Raw genomic sequence first — 26,599 nt, 5'->3', positions numbered from 1 at the left:
TCATAATTAAAGCTCCTTCTCTACAATTGAAGGAGCTTTAACTATAATATATAAAGTGAGTCTTCCGTCAGTATTTTTTCATCTCCTGCAAATAGTCGGATAAAGCTTATACTAATCTCAAAATCGAAATGGTTATTTCTCACACTTTACAGGATTGGGAAAATACACTAAAGTTTCATCCTCCTATAAATCACGTGATTTAAATGTACGAATCGCTATAAAAATAGCTGCTAACACATATAAAACAGCATAAACAACCATCATGTTACTCGGTGTTGAAACACTCCCGAACACTCCTTGTGAGGCGATTGATAAAGGATTGTCTGATGAATCGAATAAGTAGATTGTCATTTTACGATACATTGTATCAATTGGGAATAAAAGGCTTGCGATTATGCCCATGTTCACAAGTGCTGTTTTTTGTGCCAATGTACCGATTTGTTCAACAAATCCGCCAATAAATCCAGTTCCGTATAAAATAATTAACACAATGCCAGCATTTAATGTTGCCATACGCGTGCTTAGTAATATTGCGATACTAATTAAAATAACAGGCTGGAGTAAGAAAAGAGCCAATGCTTTTATAATCTGCGCGGCTGTGAAATCTAAATGGAACGTACTACCTCCCATTGTTTGATGAATAATCACGATACTTATAAACAGGAAGGCCGCGTACGCAATCAGTAACAAGCATAAGCCGATCCATTTCCCCATTAAAAAGGAAAAGCGTGAAATCGGTCTCGTTAACCATGTATCAATTTGATGACTTTCAATTTCATTAGCAATACTTCCAACACTACTTAAAATAGCTAACAGTGCAGTAATAAACGAAGAAAAGTATAACCCAACCCCTAGAAGTTGTGTAGAAATAAAAGTTTTGCTCATAAAATCTTGTGCTGCCGAAATACCACTAGATTCTCCTGGAAGGATTTCACTGACGGCATAATGAATGGCCACTCCATAAAATAGTAAAAAGGCAAAAGTCATACATAGCGTAATGGTAAAAATACGTTTTAGCAAAATTTCTTTAAATGATAACTTGGCGATTGTCCACATGCTGCGTCCCCTCTTTCTTATTTACCCAGTACATAAACACATCTTCCAAATGCGGGTGAACCGGATTTAACTGATACACAGGAATGTGTAGTGCTACAAATGCTTCTAACAATCTAGGAATGTCATTTTCTTGTTGCAGCGTTATAATCCAACGTTTACGATTTTCACGTTCTTCTATCTTCCTTACATTTTTAATAAACGAAGGCAGTTGTTTAAAAAATAATTCGCTCTTCTCACCGAGTGTTACTTCAACTTCCGTTTGAATCATCATCAATGAGCGCCAATCTCCTTGGACAATTAGCTCTCCTTTATTAATAATCGCCACGTGATCACATACATGTTCAATTTCATTTAATAGATGGCTGTTCAAAAATACTGTTTTCCCTTGGTCACGAAGCTCTTCCATTAAATGACGCACTTCTTTTCGCCCGATTGGATCAAGTGCTGATGTTGGCTCATCTAAGAAAATCAATTCAGGATCAGAAAGCAGGGCACAAGCAAGCCCGATACGCTGCTGCATTCCTTTTGAATAACCGCGAATTTTTTCTTTCTCCCTTCCCTTTAGACCTACCTTTTCAATAACCTCATTCATTTTTGCTTTCCGCTCCCGAAAAGGAAGATCGCATAATTTCGCATGCGTTTCAAGTAACTGCCAACCAGTCAGCCAATCTGGATAGCGAAACAGCTCAGGTAAATAGCCAATGCGTCGTTTTGATTCAATTGTCCCAATCGGCTGTCCTAGCATTTGCGCCGTTCCAGAATCCGGATGAATCAATCCAAGCATCGTTCGCACAAACGTACTTTTTCCGGCACCGTTCGGACCTATAAATCCGAATACAGTACCGCGCGGAACGTCTAATGAAATGTTACGGATACCGCCTTTTCCGTTATATTGTTTTGTTAAGTTCTTTGTTTGAATAATCCAGTCTTCGTTCATGTTTTACCTCCGCTCCATACAGGAACAGAGCCGCCCCTTTTTGCGGAGCCGCTCTTGTCCAATCATTATTTTAATTCATTTGCAAGTTTAGTAAGATCGTTTGCATTCATATCTTTCCCCTGCTCTTTATGTTGCTCGATCATGTGCATTTTTCCGTCTTTCTCCCAAATCAGCACGTTTTCATATTCTGTATTATATAAAACGGCCTTTACTCCTTGAACCTTTGTCTCTGATACTTTTGCATCTTTTGCTACATAAGGAATCGGCAATGTATGTGTCCAATCTTGAATACCTGCAAGTTGCGTTTTCACATTTCCAGGAATAATCGGAAGCTCTAAAACTGTTTTTTGTAATTTCGCAACATCTACACCTTCTGGAACAGAAATTTTTGGTGCATCAATCACATTATAAGAAAAAGCGCTTGATGTTCGATTACCCTCAACTTCTATTTGTGTACGTACTGATTCTGGAACTGTGATTGAAAACTGCTTGCCATTCAAAGCACTTTCAAACTGCGTATTACTCTGTAGTTGTTTCAACAACTTATTAGCTTTTTCTGTATCGAGTTCAAATTGCATAATAAATGACGGGTTCGCATCCACACTCGTTATACGATATCCATTTGGTACTTTTGGAACAGCATATCCAGCTTCTTTTGCTTGCTGTTCTGACTGAAAATGAGCATCTTTTTTGCTTCCATTATCTTTAATTCCTATTTTCCCAATTCCTTTAATGGACTTCTCTCCTTCTTCCGTTTTAGAGATCCATCCTTCAATTTCACGTAAGTCCGAATCGGTAAGTTGAACGAACTGCACATCCTTTACTCGAAAAATCGATAACAAGTTGCTTGCTCCTGCCCGTACTTCTGGAACTGTTAAAGACACACACACAACTGCCGCCGCTGCTGCTGCAGTAATCCAACGTTTAGATGATTTCTTCATGTTATGCCATCTTCCCTTCTTTTTAATTTCTTCACTGTTTGTTTCTTTTGTTTTATGAGTTCGGATATTTTGTTCAAAGGTTTTCCAAGCTTTATCAACATTGATATCAATATCTTGACTAACGTTTGCAAATTCATCATCCAATATCACTTGTTCCCATTGATTAAGTTTGCTCACCTCTTCTAACTTCTGTTGACATGCTTTACATTGGTCAAGATGCTGAATATATTGCTTTCTGTCATCGCGGTTTAATTCTCCATCTAAATACGCCTGAATAAATCCAATATCTTGGCATTTCATTTGTTACCCCTCCTTCATCCCTCTATACATCTTCCGAAATTTCGCTTTCGCACGTGCTAGTAATGTTCCAACCGAGGATACTTCCATATGAGTAGCCTCCGCGATTTCTTTGTATTGAAATCCAGAAAACTTCATTAATAAGAGGGTACGTTCACGTTCATCCATTTCTTTTAATGTACTTTGTACACGAGTAATTTCTTCTTTTTGAATACATTGTTCTTCCGATGATGGACTACTAATTGACTGTTTATAATTTGCTTCTTTTTCGATTCTTGCTTGATGCCTTTTTTCAGATCGCAAATAGTTATATGCTGCATAAATGGATGCCTTTGCAAGCCATGCTGATAAACTTTCAATCTGTTTCCATTCTGTATGATATAATTGCAAAAATACTTCCTGCGCTAAATCTTCAGCAATTGCTTGATCTCGCACAATCCTCATAATTTGTCTCACAACATGAGCATAATATTCTTTAAATACATCTTGAAACTCTATATTGGAAACTGAATCTTGTTCATATATATTTAACAATGAAGCTTTCACCTCCACTCATTTCTTCCTCCTTATTAGCTACTGTTACTATAAAGAAACCATAAATTCGCTATTTGTGACAAAAAAATAAAAAATATTTTCGAATTCCTTTCCTTCTAAGCGATTTCCTCTAAAAACACAGGCACCTGACCATACATAGAAATTATCCACAAAATGGTATAAAATACATATAACCATTTTTAAGGGAGAAGCAAATGAATAAAATCAAGAAAACAAAAGTAGGAATTGTATTACTTTCTACGTTAATTGTTGGAGCTTGTTTTGTATATTGGAAGTTTTTTAGTTTGCAAGGTGTTCCAACCGGAAAATTAATTCGAACGATTGAATCCCCAAATGGAGATTATAAACTGAAAACTTATTTCCATGATGGCGGATCATTAAGTGCAGACGCTGTTAGAGGCGAATTAGTCCATCTGAAAACGAATTCTACTAAAACGATATACTGGAATTACCCAGATAACGATCCACTCGTTGAATGGGTTGATGAAACTACAGTGAAAATCGGCAATCAAACTTTACATATTCCGAAACAAGAAACGTACGATTGGCGTGATGATGAAAACCATATAAGAGAATATCCTAAGCAATTTGTAAAATGAAAAGGAGAGTTATCTCATTAACAACATACCTGAAAAAACGTTAAAAAAGATCGAAAACGATATTCAAAATAATGATTTAGGAAAAGCAAGAGATCGACTACATGGTTTAATTTCGACTTATCCTAATGCATTAGACCTTCGTAAGAAATTAGGAGATATCTATTACAAATTACAACACCCTGCAATGGCTGGTCGATATTGGTACTTAGAAGAGCAGAAAACACCTGAGATGATTGAAGCGTGTTCTCTATTTGAAAAATCTATGAGAAACGACGCTAAACAGATAGTTAGAGCCTTAAAATTTAAAGGAGATAACGAGATAATTCAAAAGTTATGTTCTGAACCTATCGCATCTTCTCTTCAAAAAAAAGTAAAAGAAAAAATGATCGAAGAACCTGAAGAAACGTGGCAGGATAAGCTCATTCCTTTTGGATGCATCTCGGCGTTTATATTAATCATTTTGTTTGCTCTACTTGGTATGTATACTGCCTTCGATTGGATATTTTAATAACCCTTTCTTAGAACAGGAGGTTATGTATGCAAAATATAAGTGAGTACAATTTCTCAGATTTACTTGGTCAATCAGTAAAAGAAATAAACCCTGAAGTAAAACTTCCTCTTATCATCGTATTTGACGATGGATGCTTAACAGTAGAATGTGCATGGCGTATAAGAAACCTTCGTGAAGTGCAAGTAGGAAAACCAGACTATGAACTTACAAATCAGGATGGATCTAGATTTCGTAAAATCGCAAAAAAACTACTACGAAATCGGAAAGTACAAAAAGTACATCATTTTTCACCCATTTCCGATTTAACAATTGAATTTGACGAAAATATCTTTTTAGATATTTTTCATGATAGTAGCTTTTTTGAAGGCTGGCAGTTAAGCATAGGGGATGATCTTCATATTTCTTTACCAGGTGGAAGTTTAGGATAAATACAAAAGAAAAGAGAGAATAGAATGGATAATACGACGAAGTTAACTCAAGAAATTAACGAATTAAAGGCATCTGTTACTGAATTAAAAGATGAGGTGCGCAGTTTAAAAGAAGAAAAGTATAAAAAGAAATTTGATATCGGTGATAATCTATGGTTTATTGCAATGCTAATCGTCATTTTTGCAATTACGTATATCACTCGTTAACAAAAAAGCTAGCAAACAAATACATCGTTTGCTAGCTTTTATTTACAGCACTGTATCCAATTCGACAATTTTTAAAAATCGGTTATTCCAAATGTTTTCATGATGCTGAATAATTTGCTTTGCTTCTAATACTGCACTCGTTATTGTACTATGTGTATTTTTAGCAAGAAGGTTATTTTGATATCCTAAGCTATAAGCAGCTCGAATTGTAGTATCTAAACAAAACTCTGTTTGAGCTCCTGCAAAAATAATTTGCTCAATTTCTTTTTCTTGTAAGTAGTTTAATAGCTCTGTTTGATAAAATGCATCCCATTTCGTTTTTTGAATCACTTTATCTGAGGAAGTTTTCACTAGCTCCTTATGTAATTGCCAGCCATCTTTCCCTTCAAACATTTCATCTGTTTCCTCTGCATCCGTATGTTGAATGAAAATAACTGGGATATTTTTTTCGTGAGCTTTCGTAATTAATTTGTTGATATTTTCAACTACGCGTTCTTTATCATATAAAAAGTTTTGCGGTTCAAGAAAGAAAATCTCCTGCATATCAATGACAACTAAAGCTTGTTTCATTACTATTCCCCACCCTATTTGTTTCTTTTTTATTATAACACTTATTGTTTCACTATTTTGATAAAATGGGGTTGACCAAAAAAGGGGATGGACTATTTCACATACTTCCGTTAATTCTTATGATTTAAGAGCTTTTTAGTATGACTCAGGTCAGCGAATCGACTACTTAAATGTCGAATATCGCCGAAGAGTCTTTATATTGTGTCGAATCGCCGATATATTCTAAAGAGCGGTCGATATATTGTGAAAAGCGCCGATATATTGCAAAAAACGGTCGATAACGGAAAAAAGGCTGACTTCAAATTAACTAGAGGAGGAGCACATGAAAAGAAGAAAAGACGAGAAAGAACTGAAAGCTTATGCTATCGGTACAGATGATTATGAAGTTGTGGTCAGTTACAACAAAGAAATCGCCTTCTACTGGTTACGGGATCCAGTTGGAAAAGAACACGCAGCAAATTGGAAGATATGGGAATTCCCATTAGATCAAAAAGTCTACATAAGAGACTTTGGAGAAACGACAGCAAGAGAGTTGCTCAAAGAAATAGATAAAACTCCTGCTGTTGTTTTTTCAAAAAAAGCAAAAAATGATTTCTACGAAAATTGGTTATCACATAATGATTTGTCAGAATACGATGAGGATACAATGTAAAATCCCGCCACAGAGAAACTATCTTTTCTCCGTAGCGGGATTTTTAACTGTTACATTCAACTATTTTACCTCTACCGTATAATTCCCTGTTCCACCGCTATATTTATATACACTTAAGTAATATTTCCCTGGCTTCGCATTATAATTTCCAAGCAATTTATTTCCATCTCGTTTTGTTGCATATGCGGCATAATTATTTAAGTCTAATTCAGAATATAATACCCAATTCATTCCAAGGTTCTGTTCATTCGTAACGGTAATCTGTAAATCTTTCGGATCTTTTACATCAATAACAAACCGATCAACTTGATCTTGATCACTTAAGCTGCCTCGTAATAATATATTTAAAGACAGTGGATTCGCTTTATCAAATGTATTATTTGGTTCTTTTTCTACCGCAGTATCTTCTTCCGTATTTATTCCGCTAAACACAACATCATATTCAACTTGTCCAGCTGAATTGACGCGGTAATTCACGAAATAGGCAGTCAATGTTTTGTATCCACTCCACTCTTTTTCGGAAAGATGTTTCAGCATGTCATTCGTTGCTTGATTCATCGCTTTCCAGTCCTCATTTTCTCCTTTTGACGCACTTCCTGTATATGTTCCTTGTAGTGTAAATGTGTTAAAGAATTGTGATTTATTCTTTGTTACTTTCACATTTTTTAACTTCGCTTCATTGGTAATATCTGCTTCAACCTCCGAAATCGCTTTCGGAGCATGCTGTGCTAAATAATCATCTGATACTTGTGGAACTGTATACTTATCACGATTATCAATCAACATTTGCATATAAAATTGGTAGTCTGCATTTAATTGATTATCTTTACTTAATACAGAGCGATACGCATCGTAACCTGAGGTATCATTTGTACGAATTAAATCATGTATTTTATCAAACATTTCAGGACGGTTATTATACATATAAGATTGCAATGCAAACGAATAGTTATAAAAATCCCACGTTCCGTATTTTGCATTTAATGTTTGCTCTGCCGTATATCGTTTCGCTGGATCATTGGATAATCCGCCAATTATACTTTTTCGCGGTACAACGCTATCTAATCGTGTTGATCCGGCAAAGAATTCCGCATTTCCTTCTTCAAACCAGGTTAAGCGTTCATTTTGATAAAAGTCTCCTTGTCCCCATAATCCAGGAACTTCGTATCTGCCTTGTAAATAGTGTGTAAATTCATGACGGAATAATTCTTCTAAGCTATAAATACTTTGCTGTGGTGTACGCTCATATGTAAAGAACGTTCCAATTCCTTCAATGTAAATTCCGCCATTATTCGTTTCATAGCCGTACAATTGACGGTTAAATTGATATTCATCCGGACTATTATAAATCACCATTGTTAACACATCATCAGCATGTCCACTTTCGAGCGGCTTATCACTACCAACTGTACGATAAAATTGAGATCGTACTTCTTTTGCCGCCCAGTATAAACGTTTAATTTTGTCTTCGTTAACTTTATCCCCCGCTTTCAAGACGATTGCCCCGTCATCAAGTGTATACGTTTTAGGCAAATATTTCTTCTTACCATCTTCTCGGATTTGATCTAAATTTACTGTTTTTCCGTTCGCATCTACTCCGCCATAATTTGTAGTAATTTGTTCTAACGCAACAAAATATTGCTGTCCTAAATATGGATAAATCTGCATCGCTTTTGTAACAACCTGCTGTCCTATTGCCTGTGTACTATGAAGCTTACCAAGTCGGCCAGCATAGTAAATTCCGTTATTAATTAACCATCCGTTTTTATCTGTTACTGTACCAATTAATGCAAAACGATTTATTTCATTAATAAAACTATCAATGTTTCGATACCACATCGTATCTTTTGGTTCTTTGCCCGTATCATACATATACGTCTGAACATCAAAATCAATATTTTTCATCAATTCATACACAGCATTTCCTTTTGTGTAGTCTTCAATGAAAGTTGCAAGATTATCGTTATATTGTTTGAAGATTTTACCTGCATATTGAATCACTTCAGCATCAGCTGATGCATTTCCAATTAGCTTTCCATACAATGAAACAACTTTGTTTTGTTCCGATGTGCCAAGTTTGAAATTTGGATTTTTGGCAATCGTTTTTAAAGCTGGTAAACATTTATCATGATAGCTACGCTCATTTAGTTTGCTTAATTCATCATGATAAAAACCTAAATAAAATGCCGCACGTAAAGCTTCTCCTAATGTCTCAATTCCTTTTGAATCATCTTGCGTATACGTTCGACCTTGTTCTGCTAGTTTATCAATAATTGCTTGCATGCGGCTATCATCTTGATAAAACTTCAAACTATCATTCGTAAACTGAAATAATTCCGGAATTTGATACCATTGAATCGTAACAAGAAGATCAGTTAATTGTTTATTGCTTAATTGATTTAATTCGGCCATTGAATATTTTCTTTCTTCAGCTAGCTGTTTAGTATTTTCTTTCGGCATCGGTGGACGCTGCGATAAATCTGCTAGCTTTAACCGTTTTGTAAAGGATGCATTTTCTTGTACATTCGAAGAGTGCGCTATCTCATCAACGGATTTCTGTATTCCTACCGGCTCCATCTGTAATACATTCTTCGCAGTTGTTTCTTTTGTCTCTGCTTGAATGTGCATCCCATTACATGATATTGTAACAAGTCCCACACCAAGCATCAGTTTATAAAATTTCGAGTGTTTCACCATACTATTTTCCTCTTTTCTTAAAAATAATGAAAATTCTGACTTTTTAAACCGAAACTTTTTTCATACACATTTACTATACAACAGTATCCCCCATGATACTGGTAAAATCAGCACCAATATTTTCAATAGCTCTTCCCTTATTGCAAATTCTGCTAAACTTCCTCCTTCCCTATTTTATCTTTGCAAGAACTGTGCCAATATTAAATTTCATAAAATAGCCACATTTTAGACGGAATAATCAAAAAAATTTATACACTCATAATTTAGTCATGTATAAATTTTTTTACATAAAACCCCCTGCTTTTTAGAGAAAAGTATTCTATTGGAATGAAATTTGTCAAATTATCGAAAAATGTCGAATTAATAAGAATATTGTCTTTTTTTCGTTGATTTATTTTATTTTTAATGATACACTCATATCATAAAGAAAGAGTAAAAACGAAAAAACCCTTTAGTTTTAAAGTTTTCCGAAAATTAAGTATTTAACTATTTTACTGTTCACTTCCATGCTTGTGTTTCTCCTACTCTTTCTTTTTAGCGTCCCCCCTTATCAAGCTACCCTTCTTGATAAGGGGGGATTTGTGTATAAAATCCTTGTTCATTAAAAAAAGCACTTTTGAAAATTTCATAAGTGCTTTTTAAAGTTAGCAAATTATCGATTAACAAATTGCATTCCTATATCTGTTGCATCTTCTTTATTTAAGTGATAGATCGTTTTGTTTCCAACACATTGAACATATGCTTCGTCATAGTATTGTTCAGCTCTAAACGATACTACATGAAATGTAATTCTTTTCCCGTCATCTAACACAAAAGGTTTTATAACAGTTTAATATGCTAAATCATTCTTGTAGATGTAAAAAATACCGAGCACCATCGCTCGGTATTTCCCAAGTTCTATTCCTCTTTCGGAAGAACAATTCCTTTATACAATTGAACGGTAATGAAATAATAAATTGCGTAAATGACTACGAAAATAACAATTGGAAGCCAAATACGGAAATATGGATTAATTAAGATGAAGCTAAAAATATTCATTCCAATTAATACGTGCACAATCCCGATAATTGCAGGGAATAAGAATACTAAGAACAATTCTTTATAAATTGACTTCGTTAACAACTCACGACGTACACCAATTTTACGAAGCATGTTGTAACGTGTAATATCTTTTGATGCTCCTGATAGGATTTTAAACATTAAACAGCTTGCCATCATTGCTAGGAACGCAATTCCTAAGAAGAAGCCCATAAATACGGTTCCGCTCGCAAAGCCATAAAATCCAGTATACATCGCATATTTCGTTGCTAAATCATTTGCTTTTACATCTTTATATTTCTTTAGTTGCAACTCATCAAGTTTTTTCCACCCATTTTTGTGTGCAATAAAATCATCTGTTTTTCCAATGAAGGCAATGCCTTCTTTTCCTTTTACTTCATTGTACATCTTCTGATCGACAATTTTGATCGCTTGATTGCGGTATAAATAAACTGGCTGAATACTTTCTAGCGCCTCGCCCCATTTTTCTGGGATTACTACTACTTTTTCTTGACCCTCTTTCGAAACGGCACCTACAGGAAGCTCTCCTGAAACACGCTTGAATTTACCAAAGCTTTCTTTTCCTACACCATCATGTATTAATGGGGGATGTTTCTCTAAATCTTCTTTTAAATAATAAACAAATTTATCATCGACTTTATAACGATATTCATTTTTCTCATTGAATGTAATATCATCTAATATTTTCTTCTCTTCTGCTGTTGGGTTATGGATGACCGAATCATAGATTACAAAACCATCAACCATCATCATACTGTTATTTTTAAATGCCATACCACCAGAAATAGCCCCCGCACCAAGTGCAACTAACATCGCTACCGTTGCTAACACTCTCGTTAAGCTATTAATACGGAAGTTTAGCTGTGCAAATGTAAAAGCATTAAGCCCTTTTTCACTTCGCTTTTTATTACTTTTCAGCTTTTTGATTACAAGCGGAAGGACAGAAGCAAACAACATATACGTTCCAGATGTTGTTGTAATCAATGCAATGATGATACCAAATTGTTGTAATTTGTCCATATAAATCATAGCAGCATAACCAATTGCTAATAAGATTAGTGCAAGAAATGCAACAACAACAGTCATTTTTCCTTTTACAGTAACGCGCTCTGCTTGCGCATCTGCATGCACAAGCTGCAATACTGAAATACGTGATAATTTAATACTATTCATAATTGCTGATAACACAAATAATGAAACGAAGAAAATACATGTAACCGTCATCGATGGAACATAAAATGCATGATAACCGTCCGCATGAAACTCAAGCTGCTTCATAAGTAACTGACCGATTCCTTGTGCTAGCCCTGCACCAACTGCAATCCCGATTATAAGAGACACGAATCCAATTACAATTGTTTCTATAAACATAAGCAATGTAACCTTATGCTTTTTTGCTCCTAACATCATATACATACCGAACTCTTTTTGACGAAGAGATAATAAGAACGAGTTCGCATATAAAATATAGAAGAACGTTATAATTGCTAATAAGAATGAACCAGCATGAAAGACAAATCCGATTGCTGTACTAATAACGGAATTAGATTCAAGAAACGCTTTATTCAGCGCAAGCGTTTGGAACATATAAAAAATAGAAATTGACATAACAAGACCAGTTAGTAAAACGATATAGTCTTTCAGCTTACTTTTCAGTCCTGACATGGAAAGCTTAAATAACATATCTACCTCTCCTTTCTTACGCTTTTTGTGTGCCTAAGTCTGCCAGCACATCTAAAATTTCTTTGTAAAATTCTTCCCGTGTACCACCGCGATGAATTTCTTTATATAACTCACCATCTTGGATAAATAAAATACGTCGGCAATAACTTGCACTGTAGGGGTCATGCGTAACCATCATAATAGAAACACCTTGTTCTTCATTTAAGCTTGTCATCGCATCTAGCAAACTTGCTGCGTTTTTTGAATCAAGTGCTCCTGTTGGCTCGTCACCTAAAATAATGGCTGGTTCATGTACAAGTGCACGTGCCGCTGCTGAACGTTGCTTTTGTCCGCCAGATACTTCAGATGGATATTTTTGAAGAATCTCTGAAATCCCTAGCATTTCCGCTACCTTTTCTACTTTCGGTCCAATCTTTTTTGAAGGAACGCCTTGCAGTGAAAGAGGCAATGCAATGTTTTCATAAATTGATAGATTTTCTAGTAAGTTAAAATCTTGGAATATGAAGCCTAATTTTTGTGAACGGAAATCAGATAATTCTCCTTGCTTCATTTTCGTAATATCTGTACCTGCAATTTCAACAATGCCGTCCGTCGCCTTATCTAATGTTGAAATAACATTTAATAATGTTGTTTTCCCAGAACCAGATGGTCCCATAATCCCAACAAATTCACCTTCTTGAATGGAGAATGATACGCCTTTTAATGCATGTGATTGGCTCTCACCTTTTTTACCGTATACTTTTTGAATATTTTTCACGTCTACAACTGGTGTTTTCATATAAATCCTCCTGTACTTTGTTTTCCTGTTCCTATTTTGCTCCTTTCAAGCATTATCTGCCATAGATTAAACTTACATTTATCTTACATTTTTGTCATATAAGAAAATGGCTCCATACGTTACGTGTAAACACGTAACGTATGGAGCCATTTATTATTTTAATAATATCTATTTTCATTCGCTAGCGTCGCATTAAAATAATTCAACACCCCTGGATAGACAGAATTATCTGTAATATCATTTTTGCATAAAAAAATCCTTTATAATGGTTGGTGGTAGTAACCTATCCCAATCCACTAAAAAGGATCAAACTCATGGATAAGATTACACGAAAAACATCATTTGAACAATGGTTTTTACCGATTTCAGACCATTTAATCACTAAACAGGTGAAAGCCTATCACTTACATCGCTATACGAAGAAGCTTTTTATGCCTTCTTTTTTAAAGGCACTACTTTACGCACAGCTCCATGAAACGGAGAGTTTACGGGCACTTTCAGACTGTTTATTTTCAGAAGAACTCAGCCAGACAACAAATCTGGAATCAATTAGTTTCTCGCAGCTTGGACGTCGACTAAATCAAGTACCAACCGAGTTCTTTCAAGCGATTTTTCTTCATTTAAAATAAAGTGAAACTTCCATCAGTGGAGATTTTCTTTATTTGCATGTACAGAACACTCTTTCAATTATTCCTCATCATCCCCAAAAAATGATTCTTCTTGTTCTTCTTCTATTTCTAATTCTTCCACTGCGTCTTCTTCTATTTCCTCTACTGCTTCTTCTATTATTTCCTCTATATCCACATCATCTATTAATTCATTTAATAATACGCCACCTAATATTCCAACTGCTAATCCACCTACCATACCCGCAATTGGGCTTCCCACTTGTCTATGAGATGAATGATGATATGTTTCATAAGAAAACGGTTGGATATATCCATAAGGATTGGACGTTATTTCTGTTATATACTGTTTTAAAAGAAACGCTACCTGTCTTGTATCCCGTAACACATCTTGTGAAATAAAGAATTCACGTTTCGCTTCGATCTCTTCATAACGATTACGACAATCTATCTCTAACCAAATTCGGATTCCTGTTCCTTCATAAGCAAGACGCATCTCTATTTCATTCACCTGCATTACAAACAACTCTGTAGGAACAAAAGAAAATTCTTGTCCATATGTATCTACCTTACCGGATTTCGATTTCTCCTGAAACCCTAGACTTCTGAGCGCATAAAAAATGGTTTGTACTTCCTTAGAAGCATCTATAACAACATCATCAAAATCCATTCGATCTATTCCGCCTTGAATATCTAAATGCGTATCAAAATAATAAGAAACACCTTCTCGAGAAATTGGCAAATGAGTTGGAATCACATAAGAAAATGGAATGACTTTTTGTTCGCTCGGATAAATCATTTGTGCTCCACTTAATGGAATCATTGCTATTTCACGTCGGACCGTATCTTGTTTTGTCATAAAGCGCATCATGAAACTTACAGCCAGACTATTTATTTTTTGTTCTACTTCACCGCCTTGAATATGTACTTCTCCATATACAGTCTCTCCCGCTGCATACGGACGACTCTCAAAGCGTAAATCAACTTTAGCTGCTCCTTTCCCAAACCTTGCTAACATTTTCTTAAACATCTGTACCGCTCCCTTTGTGTTTAGTTTTATAAAAGATTGCTTTTTTATCTATTTTTTCCTTTTTATTATTATATAAGAATAAAATGTTATTTGTATAATAAAAACCACTAACACAATCATGTGGTAGTGGTTTCATGTTGGCGGCTTTTCTCTTCTATTCAGATTGCTTCGATTTTTGCGGCTGACTTTTCTTACGATTGTTTTGTTTTGCTTGCACAACTGGATCAAGTTCATTGGAAAACTCAGCGTTATGTCCATTTTGTGTTTTTTGCTCTGGGTTATTTTGATCTGAACGCGTTGCCATTTCGATCTCTCCTTATTAATGCGGTGTAATAATCATTTGATGTTGTAATTGTCGTATTGCCATACGTGCGCGATTTAATTGTTCGCGTTGTTCATCATTTGCATAGTGCTGCATCGTTTGCATCTCATTGTAAGCCTGTTCTAATTGAAGCTGTGCATCAGAATATTCCATCGTATTGTAATGTTCTTGTCTCATTCCAATTTCTAATTGTTCTTTTGCATACTCCATTGCTTTATGTGCATTTTGAATACATGCTTCCAGTGATTCACGCTCTGCCATGATTGTTCCTCCTTACCAATATTTCTCCTTTAGCTTGTCCGTTCTATATGAACCTTATGAGTATGTTATAATGATTTTTGCTCATATCATTGAGGAGGAATAACATGAAAGTCCAAAATCCTTTCCCATATTCAAATGACAATAAACGTTACCATACGTGGAACTACCATCTGCGCGGACATTTCGGCGAGAAAATCTTCAAAGTTTCTTTAGATGCTGGATTTGACTGCCCAAACCGTGATGGCACAGTTGCATACGGCGGCTGTACATTTTGTAGTGCGGCTGGTTCTGGAGACTTTGCTGGTGACCGCCGCGATGATGTTGTTACGCAATATCATGAAATGAAAGAAAAAATGCATACGAAATGGAAAGACGGTAAGTGTATTGCTTATTTCCAAGCTTATACGAATACACATGCTCCTGTTGAAGTGCTAAAAGAAAAATTTGAACCTCTTTTAAAAGAAGAAGGCGTTGTCGGTCTTTCGATTGCTACAAGGCCAGACTGCTTACCTGATGATGTTGTCGAATATTTAGCTGATTTAAATAAACGTACGTACCTTTGGGTCGAACTTGGCTTGCAAACTGTGCATGAACGGACAGCGCTTCTGATTAACCGTGCTCACGATTATCCTTTATATGTAGAAGGTGTCAATAAACTTCGTAAGCATAACATTAACGTGTGCTCACACATCATTAACGGTCTCCCGCTTGAAGACTATGACATGATGATGGAAACAACACGCGAAGTCGCAAAGCTTGATATTCAAGGGATTAAAATTCATTTGCTGCACTTATTAAAAGGAACGCCTATGGTGAAGCAATATGAAAAAGGACAACTCCAATTTCTTTCTCTTGAAGATTACGTAAATCTCGTTGTTGATCAGCTTGAAATCATCCCATCAAATGTCATCGTACACCGCATCACAGGTGACGGTCCGCCCGACTTAATGATCGGTCCGATGTGGAGCTTGAACAAGTGGGAAGTATTAAATGCAATTGATGCTGAATTTGTACGCCGCGGCAGCTGGCAAGGTAAATATGCAAATGAGGTGAAGCCAGTATGAAATTAGACCGCATCTTGCCTTTTGCTCGCACGCTGCTAGAACGAGCGGTGAAAGAAGGCGATTACACTGTTGACGCAACGCTTGGCAACGGACATGATACGTGCTTTTTAGCAGAGCTTGTCGGCGAGAATGGAAAAGTATTCGGCTTTGATATTCAAGAAGAAGCCATCACCAACTCAAGCGCACGGCTACAAGAAAAAGGACTGGCTGAGCGTACCGTTCTTATTCATGATAGCCACGATGCATTAACAACTGTATTACCAGAAGACGCAAAAGGAAAAGTAACAGGAGCTATCTTTAACTTAGGTTATCTTCCTGGCGGTGACAAAAGCATCGTCACAAAACCAAACTCAACTCTTTCTGCCTTGCAGCAGTTATTAGAAGTTATGGCACCAGAAGGAATCATCGTCCTTGTCATCTATCACGGACATCCTGAAGGACAAATAGAACGCGACGCCGTTGTCAAATTTGCAGGGCAGCTAGATCAAAAAGAAGCACACGTACTGAAGTACGAATTTATGAATCAACAAAATAACCCGCCGTTTATTATTGCGATTGAAAAAAGATAGAGCTTCTCGTGGATATATCGGCGCTTTTCTCGATATATCGACCGTTTTTCATCATATATCGGCGATTCGACACCGGATAAAGACACTTCGACAAATTACAACATAATTACACCCTTAAAAATACGTGCATACTGCGCGTATTTTTTTGTCTAAGCAGGATTCTCTAACTCGAAACAAGAATTTCTATATCCGAATTAAAACAAAGGGGATGAACAACAATGATTGGAATACTAGCAGGAATGGGACCAAAGTCTACCGGGCCATTCGTTGATAACGTAGTAAAACAATGCCAAGAAATTTACGGAGCGAAAGATGACATGGACTTTCCTCATATGATGATTTACTCATGTCCAACACCGTTTTATATCGATAAAGCCATTAATCATGAAGAGATGGAAAAAGCGATTATAAACGGGGCACAAAAACTAGAAAGTACGGATGTCAAGTTTATTGCTATGCCATGTAATACGGCACATCTTTATTTTGCTCAACTGCAGGCATCCCTCTCAATTCCAGTATTAAATATGGTGGATGAAACGCTAAAGGAAATCCCTCCGCACATTAAAAAAGTATCTCTTTTAGCAACTGATTCAACCGTTCAATCCGGTATATACCAAGAGGGATTTGTAAAACGTGGTATCAATTATATCCAAAAAGATAGCTGGCAAACTGCTATAAATCAAATGATTCATAAAATAAAAATCGGACAAACAACCGAAGCAAGTAACTTGTGGAATACACTATGCTTAGAATTAGCTGAAACTGTCGATGCTGTTGTCATCGCGTGTACAGATTTAAATGTCGTAATAGAGACATCACAAAATCATTTTCACATTGTAGATTCTTCAACATGTCTTGCCAAAGCAGTTGTAAACAAGTATTTATCTCATCAAAAGGAGACACAAAAAAAATGAAACATATCCCATTCGAAATGGGCTATACATTTGATGAAAACCTCCGTGAACAGCCTTTATCTCTTGAACAGATGAAACAAGGTATTGCATTTTTGAAAACAAATTTAACTACTTCAGGTATATCCTATGCAAAACAATGCGGTTTAATCGGGACCTATGAACGTATCGCAGGAAATCTATCTGAAAGTAAATTCTACTTACGGCAAGCTATCGAACAATATGAAACTTCCCAGCATATACGAGGACTTTTTATTAATAAGCTCCGCCTTGCCCACGTTTATCACTGGGAAAGAAACTTTGAAGAAGCACATAAAATTTTCAATGAACTTTTACACCTATTACAGCAAAATGAGTTAACTACGTATGAGGACTTTTTCTATCAGCATTACGGAAAATGTAAAATCGACGAAGGAGATATTTCTACAGCTTTCACTTATTTTCAAAGAGCATTACAAATACGATTGAAAAAGGGAGATCAAGAACTAATTGACTCCACGGAACGGTGTATTCAATATTGCCGTTCTCTTTTGATAGATTCTGGCAATTAGCAGGTGTCTCATCAAAATATCGGCGACTTTTGAAATATATCGACCGTTTTTCATCATATATCGGCGACTTTTAAAATATATCGGCGGTTCGACACGATTTAAAGACCTTTCGACATGATTCGATATGAATACAACTAAAAAAAGGAGCCCCCATACAAAAGTATGAGCGCTCCTTAATTCGTTTCTTCCTGATGCCTTAAGAACCAAATATCCACAATAATAACAACTGCTAATACCGCCTGCGCGATGTAATCTACAGTTGTTGGTCCACCTGCTTTCATCAGCATATTATAAATGCCAAGTACAAATGAAATCGAAAGGCACACTAATAACGAAACTTCGATATTATCATATAACTTTTTAAAGAATTTTTTCATCTGAGCACCTCCGTATTTACATTTTACCATATAATAGAAAAAGGAGGTGAATACATGACAATCTTCGGTATCATATTTTGGTCCATTTGCATTTTGCTTATTAGTGTAGGTTTTTTCTTACAGCGAAAATATAAATCCGAAGCGCCAAATAAATCAGATAACCAAACTATTCATGAGGAATTAGGAAGAGATGATCAGCATCGGAATGACCCTTTTATGCATTAATATAAAAAACGAGCTGCATCCCACCTCCTGTAGAATACAGCTCGTTTTCATTACTGTGCAATCTTCTTCCGATACATCTTTCCATTCCAATAGAAAAAGCGTGAAGTAAAGCCTCCGTATTTTACGATGCGCCGTGCCATGTATTGCATTTCTTTTTGCTGCGACACTTTCTCATCTGATAAATAAATGCCAAGCAGCCCTCGGCTTATGAGGCGATGGAATTTCATATGCGGCAGTTGTTCTAAATTTCTTTCTGCTTCTATTACAAAATGTTGCAATCTCTCAAGAGTTGCTTCTTTATTTTCATAATAACTACAAAAATTTAAATCTCCGCCAATACGATCTTCTTCTTGGTCTATGAAGTAATCAAGTAAAATATGTAATCCTTGTACATAAGGAAAATACCCTTGTTTAATTTTCATAATATCATCATCTGTTAATTCATCATGGAATGCATACGCTACAAGACAGAAGATACCAAGCGTTGAACCTGCGCAAGCAGAAAACTCAAACCAGCTCATTGGCGGGACTTTTTCACGATGTGCTGCAAACCACGTTTTTAAGCGCTCTTCTCTTTCTTCTTGCTTTACATGTTTATGAATTTGTAAATCACAGTAATAACAAGCAAGTTCGTGAAGAATTGGTGCAATCTTGTTATAATGCTTCGTCTTCGCAAGCACTTCTTGACAAGTTATTACAAGTTCATCTAAATAACCACCATCATCTTGATCATCACGGTAACGATAATAGTTGCTTCCTTCACTCCCTGGTGTTAGCGCTGCCAGCATTGACTCATGGAGCGCTGCAAAATCATTGGGATCAAGTGATGTGCTACGGTCGCATAAATTATCCAAATAATCACTAATTGTTTGATATGCTACAATGAATCGAATGCATTCCTCGCGATATTCATCGGCAAGCAGCGCTAAAATACCGCCGCCTTCACAGTGAAATGTTTTATGCTCAATACTCGCTAACGCTTGATTATGGAGTTCATCATTCGGAATATGGTAGGCGCGTTCTTTCCACATTGCGAGCTCATGGTGTACGACCGGAAACACATCTCGGTATACTTTCGCCATGAGCGTTATGGGGTTACTCGGTACTTTCACTTCTTTCTTCATCTCCTCTAAATGAATATAAAATTTATACTGTTAATTATTTATTTCTGTTTCTTGAATTAAATGTGTTTCCACAAATGATTTTGCATATGCAAAAATTTCATCTTTTTCATACTCATTAAACAGCTCATGATAACAATTCGGCCATTCCTTGTATGCTTTGTCACTAATTTTCAGACTATCAAACCAGTTGCGGACACGTGTTTTATCTACAAGTTTATCCTCACATGCCTGCATTAGCAAGAGTGGTACGTCTGGAAATTCATCTCGTTTTTCATGTGCAACTTCTATAGCTTTAATTAACTCACTATACCAACGAACTGATACTTTGCGCAAGAACAATGAATCATTTTCCATCGCATCGCGAATTTCATGATTGCGCGTTGCCATTTCAACTGTAATATTGGAATGAAATTGCATTTTCGGCGCCACGACATTTAGCACTTTCGCAATGGTGCGAATCGGTAGTTTCGGCGTTGATAACACCCCTAAACATGGCGAAGTCAAGACTACTCCCTGCACATCCATTTTCGTTTCCTGCAGTACGCGAATGACGGTTAACCCTCCCATACTATGTCCGAATAGAAAAAGGGGCAAGTAATATTTTCTTGCTTCTTTAATCCATGTCTTTACTTCTTCTATGTATTCATCAAATGACGTAATATGTCCTCTATTTCTTGAAGTTGTTCCGTGCGCAGGTAAATCTCCCATCACAACATGAAAGCCAAGATGACGCCACGTATCTGCAAGTGCTTCGTAACGTCCATGATGCTCCATTGCACCATGTACCATAACTATAACACCTTTCGCCTCTTCTGCTTCATAATTCCACATAAAATTCCTCCATTTCACTCTATTTCATAATTTGCTACACTAATATTAGTTTCTAGGAGAGGAAGGTTACTTATATGATTTATCCATACAAAGACAAAAATCCAAAAATTGCTGATAGTGCATTTATCGCTGACTATGTCACAATTACAGGTGATGTTACAATCGGTGAAGAATCAAGCATTTGGTTTAACACTGTCATCCGCGGGGATGTTTCTCCAACAATTATCGGAGACCGGACTAATATCCAAGATCAATGTACACTTCATCAAAGTCCAAAGTATCCACTTATTTTAGAAGATGATGTCACAATTGGGCATCAAGTCATTTTACATAGTTGTACAGTGAAAAAAGATGCATTAATCGGCATGGGTTCCATTATTTTAGACGGAGCTGAAATTGGTGAAGGTGCATTTATTGGTGCTGGCAGTTTAGTATCGCAAGGAAAAAAAATCCCGCCAAATACACTTGCATTCGGTCGTCCGGCTAAAGTAATTCGTGAACTAACAGAAGAAGACCGTGAAGATATGGCTCGTATTCGTCGTCAATACGTCGAAAAAGGACAATATTATAAAGTGAAACTTTAATCAGTGGGGGTTTTCTTCATCCCCCACTGATTATTAGCCCTCACCAATCGGGCTTTTATGGGCAGTTTATCTCCCACCTAACTTCTTTAGAAAAGCGGAGGCGGCTCGCCCAGAATCACAGGACGTTGGAGTCCCCGACAGAGAGGCGCTTTTTGCCTCGTACGAGGGGGCGAAACGACCGGAGATTCTAGCCGCTAGAGCTGGACAATGCTTTTGCTCAATTTTGAGGTGGGAGTATTACTGCCCACAAATAGCGGGATAAAAGTTTACAAACGAAATAATTTTTTTAGCTGCCACCTTACATGGCAGCCTTTTCTTTGTAAAACTCTACATTTTCTTTACAGAATCTTAGTATTCCCTCAATGAAAACTTATTAAAATAACAGTGATACTTCAAATATATGTAGTAAGGAGGAAGAATTTGATGAAAATTAGATTCATCAGCTCCTTATATAAAATAGAGTGCTACATCTTCAAAGGAATTAATCGATATTTTGAACGCAAAACATTAAACATCTTTTTTCGCACCATTACTCACATGGGCGGTGCAACTTTTACAATCTCTCTTATTATATTCTTACTTGTTCTCACAAACGGATCTTTACGAGGCATAGCAATTGCAAGTGCTATTTCCCTAGCAATTAGCCATATTCCTGTGCAAATTTTAAAAAAGTTTTATCCGCGAAAACGCCCTTATTTAACAATTCATAATGCAAAGTATCCAATGAATCCATTAATGGATCATTCTTTTCCATCTGGACACACGACTGCTATCTTTTCTGTTATTATCCCTTTCTTATTATATGAACCAAGCATGACATTCTTGCTACTTCCTGTTGCAATTAGCGTGGGCATTTCGCGTATTTATCTCGGCCTGCACTACCCATCTGATGTACTCGTTGGCATGTGTCTCGGATCAATAGCCGGCATTGTTTCTTATTATCAATTCATTCCGCTTTTCATAAAAAACTAAAGCTCTTAGGACACTTCCCAAGAGCTTTTAAAATGAAAAATTTTTAAGATAAATGTATTTCATTCAAAATTGAAGTTTTATTTGTAGTAAACAACAAATAATTATGTTTTTCAGTCCTAATCAAAATTCGATCCGTTGTCCCATACGGCGTTCCAATTCGAATTACACTCGCTTCTTCTCCACCGTAAGTATCATCTTCAGTGACCTCAATAATTTCCTTTAGCGGAATACAAATTTTTGCTAGTTGCCATTCAATCATTAATTCTTCTTCTACCCTTGTAACTTTAATTCCTAGCATTTGATCAAGACCTTTCTTTTTTAATAGATTTTCATAATAAAAATCTATTAAAAATTTTACCTCATTAACAAAAAGATAAAATATGCAATTATGCATATTTTTTATGGTAATTATTGTATTATAATTATTTTATGTACCTAAAATTCCGAGGTGGATAGACATGAAATTCAAAGTAAAACAAAATCCTTTTCATATGCTTATACTATTAGTTACTATTTTCGTTTTTGTTGCACTTTTTTTCATACAAGAGGACAATAATGTTTACTTAAGTTGTATGATTTTGTTAAACATAATCAATTTTTTATTTGTTTATAGATCCACTTACACAATCACCGATAAATCACTCATTATTAAATACTATTTTACAGACACTGAAATCCCTTTTAAAGATATTCAACATATGAAATACTACGGAAAATCACTACATTCAAAAAAATGGACGAGACAACGATTAGAAATTACGTATGGTTTATTTAATACATTAACAGTTTGTGTACCACAAGAAGAAGATAAGTTTATCGATTTATTAAAAGAAAAATGTCCTAATATCAAAATCATAAATAAACCCGCTAATGAATAGTTTTAGCGGGTTTATTTATAATAAAATTGTCTCAATTTCCATAAGTTACGATTCAATAAATAAAATAGAGACACTTCTTTCTATGAAGAAGTATCTCTATTTCTATCTTTATCCCGCTATTCTTGGGGAGTAAGCCCCCATTGATGGGGGATTCACTTTATTTTACTTTAACAGAATATGTCCCAGTTACAAAACCAGGAGCATACACATATAAATAATACTTCCCTGGTTTTGCAGTAAACTTTGCTTTAAGCATATTTCCATCAGGGTTGTCCTCAGGTCTTGCGGATGCAACGTATTTTTTCATATCTGATTCATGGAAAAGCACCCATATCATATTGATGTTATCTTTGTTCTTGACCAAAATATTCATTTCTTTTGGTGATGACACGTTAAATGTATAAATATCCTTAGAATCATCAGCCTCAAGTGAACCTCTAAGAAGCGTATTAAACGGAATTTCATTTGCTTGCTCAAGACGATCATTTGGTTCTGTTTCAGTTGCTCCTATTTGATCTACAGTAACTATCATTTGTTCTTTACTTTCTTTTCCTTGATCATCTTTCGTTGTTAAGGTTGCCGTATACGTTCCTGTTTTTTCATATGTATGGGTAGGATTTTCTTCTGTGCTTGTTTTCCCATCTCCAAAGTCCCAAAGGTAAGAAACAACTTTTCGACCTTCGGCTTTTGAACTATCGCTCTTAAACTGAATTTCGCTATTTTCTTCCCCGAAATATGTTGCTTTTGTTCGCTCTACATGAACTGTCATTTGTTCTTTACTTTCTTTCCCTTGATCATCTTTCATTGTTAAGGTTGCCATATACGTTCCTGCTTTTTCATATGCATGGGTAGGATTTTCTTCTGTACTTGTGTCCCCATCTCCAAAGTCCCAAAGATAAGAAACGATTTTTCGATCTTCAATTTTTGAACTATCGCTTTTAAACTGAATTTCGTTATTTTCTTCCCCGGAATATGAATCTTTTCTTCTTACAATCGTTCCTTGACTTGCGCCTTCATCTGTTGCAATACCGTGGAAAACAATATCATATTCGAACTGATTTTCATTATTCACACGATAATTTACAAAATACGCTGTTACTGTTTGATAACCGCTCCATTCTTTTTGTGAAAGCTTCTCTAATGATTCGTTCACTTGTTTACTCATCGTTTTCCAGTCTTCAGATTCACCTTTCGTTGCATTGCCTGTATACGTACCTTCAACTGTAAACGTATTAAAGAATTGAGACTTGTGCTTTGTAAGCTTTGCATCTTTTACATTCGCAACATCCGCAATTTCTTGATTCACTTCAGTTAGTGCCTTCTGTGCATGACTTACTACATAATCATCTGATACTTGCGGCACAGTAAATTTTTCTCGATTATCAATTAATTGCTGCATATATGTTTGATATTCTTTATTCAATTGTTCATCTTTACTTAACGCCTCTCGGTATGCATCATAACCTTTCACATCATTTGCACGAATTAAATCTTGCATTTTGTCGAATGTATCAAATTTTTGATTATACATATAAGACTGCAATGCAAAGGAATAGTTATAAAAATCCCATGATCCATATTTTGCAAATAATGTTTGCTCTGCTGTATAACGTTTTGCTGGTTCGTTTGATAAACCTCTTATTACACTCTTACGTGGCACTACGTTATTCGTACGCGTCGATCCTGCAAAGAATTCCGCATTCCCTTCTGCATACCATGTCAAACGTTCATCTTGATAGAAGTCTCCTTGCCCAAATAATTCAGGCACTTCATATCTTCCCTGTAAATAGTGTGTAAATTCATGACGGAACAATTCTTCTAAACTATAAATACTTTGCTGCGGTGTACGTTCATATGTAAAGAACGTTCCGACGTTTTCAATATAAATACCACCATTACCTGTTTCATAGCCGTACAATTGCTGGTTAAATTGATATTCATCTGGCGTGTTATAAATTACGACTGTTAATACATCATCCGCATGCCCTTTTTCCATTGCTTTATCATTTCCAATCACACGGTGATATTGTGCTTTTACTTCTTTCGCAGCCCAGTACATTCTTTGGATTTTTTCCTCTGTCACTTTATCTCCCGTTTTAAAGACAATTGCGCCGTCATCAAATGTATACGTTTTAGGTAAAAATTTCTTCTTGCCCTCTTCTTTAATTTGATTTAAATTTACTGTTTTTCCGTTGGCATCTACTCCGCCGTAATTTGTATCAATTTGCTGTACCGCACCAAAATATTGTTCTCCTAAATATGGATACATTTGCATCGCTTTGGTAACAACGTCTAATCCTTTTTTCGGATTACTGTGAAACTTCCCTAAACGTCCTGCACAGTAAATCCCATTATTAATGAGCCAACCATTTTTATCCGTCACATTACCTATAAGCGCCATTTTATTGACTTCATTTATGAAACTATCAATCTTTCCATACCACATTGACGCTTTTGTCTCTTTACCCGAAAGGATCCAATCAGTATATATATCAACATCAACGGCTTGTATTAAAGCGTATACAGCGTTTCCTTTTGCACGGTCACTTATATATGTAGAGAGATTATTATTATACTGTTTTAAAATTTTTGCTGCATATTGCACCGTTTCAACGTCACTAGAAGCATTCCTCATTAAATCGCCGTAAGCATTTACAACCAAATCCTGCTCAGCCGTACCAAGTTTAAAGTTTGGATTCTTTGCAATTGCTTTTAATGCCGGTAAACACTTATCTTTGAAGCTTCTCTCATTTAAATAGCTTAATTCATTATTATTATATCCGACATAAAAAGCAGATCGAAGCACTTCAGTAAACGTATCAATTCCTTTTGCATCATTTTTTGTAAATGTACTTCCTTTTTTCTCTAACCCGTTTATGATTACTTGCAGACGCTCTTTATTTCCATAGAAAGCTTTTGTTGCTTCGTTAAACTGAAATAAATCTTTAATTTGTCCGCTGCGAATATTTGCTAATGTATCAATTAACTCCTCATCGCTCATTTTATTCAGCTCATCTAAAGTATAGCTTTGTTGCGACTGCTTCTCTTTTACACTTTCCATAGTGGGAGCTGGCTTCTGTAAAAAGTTCCCGACTTTTAAACGCTCTTCATATGATAATGTTTCATCAGCTTTTGAAGAATGAGAAATGGCATCTTTTGGCGTTTCTATCCCTGCTGGTTTCATTTGCAGTACATTGTAAGGTACTTTTTCTTCCGCTGATACTTCAGCTTGCAATGCCCCTAACGACAATGCCATTGTACTAACTCCAAGCATAATTTTATTCATTTTCTTTTTCATAATTCT

Annotated in this window: 29 protein-coding genes and 2 pseudogenes; 14 read left to right on the top strand and 17 right to left on the bottom strand. The window is 35.9% G+C overall.

Annotated features, from left to right (window positions below; translation table 11 throughout):
• Positions 1-183: 183 nt before the first annotated feature.
• From Q9306_RS10655 to Q9306_RS10640, 4 genes are all read right to left on the bottom strand, one after another.
• Positions 184-1,056, bottom strand: coding sequence for an ABC transporter permease (locus Q9306_RS10655; protein ID WP_306198101.1), 873 nt, complete (start codon positions 1,054-1,056; stop codon positions 184-186).
• Entirely contained in the window at positions 1,028-1,993 is a 966-nt protein-coding gene (locus Q9306_RS10650; protein WP_306198099.1) for an ABC transporter ATP-binding protein, read from the bottom strand. The genes Q9306_RS10655 and Q9306_RS10650 overlap by 29 nt, the downstream gene beginning before the upstream one ends.
• Positions 1,994-2,058: 65 nt before the next feature.
• The gene (locus Q9306_RS10645) at positions 2,059-3,234 is read right to left on the bottom strand and encodes an anti-sigma factor family protein (protein WP_306198098.1); all 1,176 of its coding nucleotides are present in this window, start codon (positions 3,232-3,234) and stop codon (positions 2,059-2,061) included.
• 3 nt (positions 3,235-3,237) lie between these two features.
• Positions 3,238-3,765: an RNA polymerase sigma factor SigX gene (locus Q9306_RS10640; RefSeq protein WP_306198209.1), complete on the bottom strand. Its 528-nt coding sequence runs from the start codon at positions 3,763-3,765 to the stop codon at positions 3,238-3,240.
• 215 nt (positions 3,766-3,980) lie between these two features.
• On the opposite strand from Q9306_RS10640, the gene Q9306_RS10635 reads away from it, so the two are divergent.
• From Q9306_RS10635 to Q9306_RS10620, 4 genes are read left to right on the top strand one after another with little or no spacing between them, the layout of a single operon-like run.
• Positions 3,981-4,385: a DUF5412 domain-containing protein gene (locus Q9306_RS10635; protein ID WP_306198095.1), complete on the top strand. Its 405-nt coding sequence runs from the start codon at positions 3,981-3,983 to the stop codon at positions 4,383-4,385.
• Positions 4,386-4,401: 16 nt separating this feature from the next.
• Positions 4,402-4,893 (top strand): DUF6584 family protein, encoded by a 492-nt coding sequence (locus Q9306_RS10630; protein ID WP_371932374.1) that lies wholly within the window; start codon positions 4,402-4,404, stop codon positions 4,891-4,893.
• Positions 4,894-4,922: 29 nt separating this feature from the next.
• Positions 4,923-5,324 carry a hypothetical protein gene (locus Q9306_RS10625; protein WP_306198093.1) on the top strand — a complete coding sequence of 134 codons (402 nt, stop codon included), beginning with the start codon at positions 4,923-4,925 and terminating at the stop codon, positions 5,322-5,324.
• Positions 5,325-5,348: 24 nt separating this feature from the next.
• The gene (locus tag Q9306_RS10620) at positions 5,349-5,531 is read left to right on the top strand and encodes a hypothetical protein (RefSeq protein ID WP_306198092.1); all 183 of its coding nucleotides are present in this window, start codon (positions 5,349-5,351) and stop codon (positions 5,529-5,531) included.
• Positions 5,532-5,573: 42 nt separating this feature from the next.
• On the opposite strand, the gene Q9306_RS10615 is transcribed toward Q9306_RS10620, so the two are convergent.
• Positions 5,574-6,101: an isochorismatase family protein gene (locus Q9306_RS10615; protein WP_306198090.1), complete on the bottom strand. Its 528-nt coding sequence runs from the start codon at positions 6,099-6,101 to the stop codon at positions 5,574-5,576.
• A gap of 322 nt (positions 6,102-6,423) precedes the next feature.
• Between Q9306_RS10615 and Q9306_RS10610 the strand changes: the two genes are divergently transcribed.
• Positions 6,424-6,753 (top strand): hypothetical protein, encoded by a 330-nt coding sequence (locus Q9306_RS10610; RefSeq protein ID WP_306198088.1) that lies wholly within the window; start codon positions 6,424-6,426, stop codon positions 6,751-6,753.
• A 60-nt stretch (positions 6,754-6,813) separates the two neighbouring features.
• Here the strand turns inward: Q9306_RS10610 and Q9306_RS10605 are convergent, their stop codons facing one another.
• The 3 genes from Q9306_RS10605 to Q9306_RS10595 all read right to left on the bottom strand — a co-directional run bounded on the left by Q9306_RS10605 (position 6,814) and on the right by Q9306_RS10595 (position 12,970).
• Positions 6,814-9,450, bottom strand: a complete 2,637-nt coding sequence (locus Q9306_RS10605; RefSeq protein WP_306198086.1) for a collagenase ColA — start codon at positions 9,448-9,450, stop codon at positions 6,814-6,816.
• A gap of 897 nt (positions 9,451-10,347) precedes the next feature.
• Entirely contained in the window at positions 10,348-12,192 is a 1,845-nt protein-coding gene (locus tag Q9306_RS10600) for an FtsX-like permease family protein (RefSeq protein ID WP_306198084.1), read from the bottom strand.
• A 16-nt stretch (positions 12,193-12,208) separates the two neighbouring features.
• Positions 12,209-12,970 carry an ABC transporter ATP-binding protein gene (locus tag Q9306_RS10595; protein WP_306198082.1) on the bottom strand — a complete coding sequence of 254 codons (762 nt, stop codon included), beginning with the start codon at positions 12,968-12,970 and terminating at the stop codon, positions 12,209-12,211.
• 314 nt (positions 12,971-13,284) lie between these two features.
• Here Q9306_RS10595 and Q9306_RS10590 point away from each other — a divergent pair.
• Positions 13,285-13,593: pseudogene (locus Q9306_RS10590) on the top strand (DUF4372 domain-containing protein); the annotation flags it as partial.
• A 64-nt stretch (positions 13,594-13,657) separates the two neighbouring features.
• Here Q9306_RS10590 and Q9306_RS10585 read toward each other — a convergent pair.
• From Q9306_RS10585 to Q9306_RS10575, 3 genes are all read right to left on the bottom strand, one after another.
• Entirely contained in the window at positions 13,658-14,626 is a 969-nt protein-coding gene (locus tag Q9306_RS10585) for a sporulation protein (protein WP_306198079.1), read from the bottom strand.
• Positions 14,627-14,780: 154 nt separating this feature from the next.
• On the bottom strand, positions 14,781-14,930 hold the full coding sequence (locus Q9306_RS10580) for a glycogen biosynthesis protein GlgD (protein WP_306198077.1): 150 nt from the start codon (positions 14,928-14,930) through the stop codon (positions 14,781-14,783).
• 15 nt (positions 14,931-14,945) lie between these two features.
• Positions 14,946-15,209: a YtzC family protein gene (locus Q9306_RS10575; protein WP_306198075.1), complete on the bottom strand. Its 264-nt coding sequence runs from the start codon at positions 15,207-15,209 to the stop codon at positions 14,946-14,948.
• A 104-nt stretch (positions 15,210-15,313) separates the two neighbouring features.
• Between Q9306_RS10575 and mnmL the strand changes: the two genes are divergently transcribed.
• From mnmL to Q9306_RS10555, 4 genes are all read left to right on the top strand, one after another.
• Positions 15,314-16,273 carry a tRNA modification radical SAM protein MnmL/YtqA gene (mnmL, locus tag Q9306_RS10570; RefSeq protein WP_306198073.1) on the top strand — a complete coding sequence of 320 codons (960 nt, stop codon included), beginning with the start codon at positions 15,314-15,316 and terminating at the stop codon, positions 16,271-16,273.
• Entirely contained in the window at positions 16,270-16,842 is a 573-nt protein-coding gene (gene mnmM, locus Q9306_RS10565) for a tRNA 5-(aminomethyl)-2-thiouridylate-methyltransferase MnmM (RefSeq protein WP_306198070.1), read from the top strand. The genes mnmL and mnmM overlap by 4 nt, the downstream gene beginning before the upstream one ends.
• A gap of 218 nt (positions 16,843-17,060) precedes the next feature.
• Positions 17,061-17,756 carry an aspartate/glutamate racemase family protein gene (locus Q9306_RS10560; protein WP_306198069.1) on the top strand — a complete coding sequence of 232 codons (696 nt, stop codon included), beginning with the start codon at positions 17,061-17,063 and terminating at the stop codon, positions 17,754-17,756.
• Complete coding sequence (locus Q9306_RS10555) at positions 17,753-18,304, top strand: tetratricopeptide repeat protein (RefSeq protein WP_306198067.1); 552 nt, start codon at positions 17,753-17,755, stop codon at positions 18,302-18,304. The genes Q9306_RS10560 and Q9306_RS10555 overlap by 4 nt, the downstream gene beginning before the upstream one ends.
• 173 nt (positions 18,305-18,477) lie before the next feature.
• On the opposite strand, the gene Q9306_RS10550 is transcribed toward Q9306_RS10555, so the two are convergent.
• Positions 18,478-18,681 (bottom strand): hypothetical protein, encoded by a 204-nt coding sequence (locus tag Q9306_RS10550; RefSeq protein ID WP_306198065.1) that lies wholly within the window; start codon positions 18,679-18,681, stop codon positions 18,478-18,480.
• Positions 18,682-18,735: 54 nt separating this feature from the next.
• Here Q9306_RS10550 and Q9306_RS10545 point away from each other — a divergent pair, with 54 nt between their 5' ends.
• The gene (locus Q9306_RS10545) at positions 18,736-18,906 is read left to right on the top strand and encodes a hypothetical protein (protein ID WP_306198063.1); all 171 of its coding nucleotides are present in this window, start codon (positions 18,736-18,738) and stop codon (positions 18,904-18,906) included.
• A gap of 50 nt (positions 18,907-18,956) precedes the next feature.
• On the opposite strand, the gene Q9306_RS10540 is transcribed toward Q9306_RS10545, so the two are convergent.
• Both Q9306_RS10540 and Q9306_RS10535 read right to left on the bottom strand, forming a co-directional pair.
• A complete protein-coding gene (locus Q9306_RS10540; RefSeq protein ID WP_306198061.1) occupies positions 18,957-20,018 on the bottom strand; it encodes a tetraprenyl-beta-curcumene synthase family protein in 1,062 nt (353 codons plus the stop codon).
• 42 nt (positions 20,019-20,060) lie between these two features.
• Entirely contained in the window at positions 20,061-20,861 is an 801-nt protein-coding gene (locus Q9306_RS10535) for an alpha/beta hydrolase (RefSeq protein ID WP_306198059.1), read from the bottom strand.
• Between the two features lie 74 nt (positions 20,862-20,935).
• Between Q9306_RS10535 and Q9306_RS10530 the strand changes: the two genes are divergently transcribed.
• Positions 20,936-21,445, top strand: coding sequence for a gamma carbonic anhydrase (locus Q9306_RS10530; RefSeq protein WP_306198057.1), 510 nt, complete (start codon positions 20,936-20,938; stop codon positions 21,443-21,445).
• A 423-nt stretch (positions 21,446-21,868) separates the two neighbouring features.
• Positions 21,869-22,417 (top strand): phosphatase PAP2 family protein, encoded by a 549-nt coding sequence (locus Q9306_RS10525; protein WP_306198055.1) that lies wholly within the window; start codon positions 21,869-21,871, stop codon positions 22,415-22,417.
• A 43-nt stretch (positions 22,418-22,460) separates the two neighbouring features.
• Here the strand turns inward: Q9306_RS10525 and Q9306_RS10520 are convergent, their stop codons facing one another.
• The gene (locus Q9306_RS10520; protein WP_306198053.1) at positions 22,461-22,715 is read right to left on the bottom strand and encodes a SunI/YnzG family protein; all 255 of its coding nucleotides are present in this window, start codon (positions 22,713-22,715) and stop codon (positions 22,461-22,463) included.
• A gap of 160 nt (positions 22,716-22,875) precedes the next feature.
• Between Q9306_RS10520 and Q9306_RS10515 the strand changes: the two genes are divergently transcribed.
• Positions 22,876-23,295 (top strand): PH domain-containing protein, encoded by a 420-nt coding sequence (locus Q9306_RS10515; RefSeq protein ID WP_306198050.1) that lies wholly within the window; start codon positions 22,876-22,878, stop codon positions 23,293-23,295.
• A 157-nt stretch (positions 23,296-23,452) separates the two neighbouring features.
• Here Q9306_RS10515 and Q9306_RS24780 read toward each other — a convergent pair whose 3' ends face one another.
• Together Q9306_RS24780 and Q9306_RS10505 are read right to left on the bottom strand one after the other, a co-directional pair.
• Entirely contained in the window at positions 23,453-24,064 is a 612-nt protein-coding gene (locus Q9306_RS24780) for a PKD domain-containing protein (RefSeq protein WP_306198205.1), read from the bottom strand.
• Positions 24,047-26,593: pseudogene (locus tag Q9306_RS10505) on the bottom strand (collagenase); the annotation flags it as partial. The pseudogene Q9306_RS10505 and the gene Q9306_RS24780, both read right to left, overlap by 18 nt.
• Between the last annotated feature and the right edge of the window lie 6 nt (positions 26,594-26,599).

It is taken from the genome of Bacillus multifaciens (genome assembly GCF_030756675.1).
Taxonomy (GTDB): domain Bacteria; phylum Bacillota; class Bacilli; order Bacillales; family Bacillaceae_G; genus Bacillus_A; species Bacillus_A multifaciens.
This window is presented reverse-complemented; position numbering and strand designations above follow the sequence as displayed.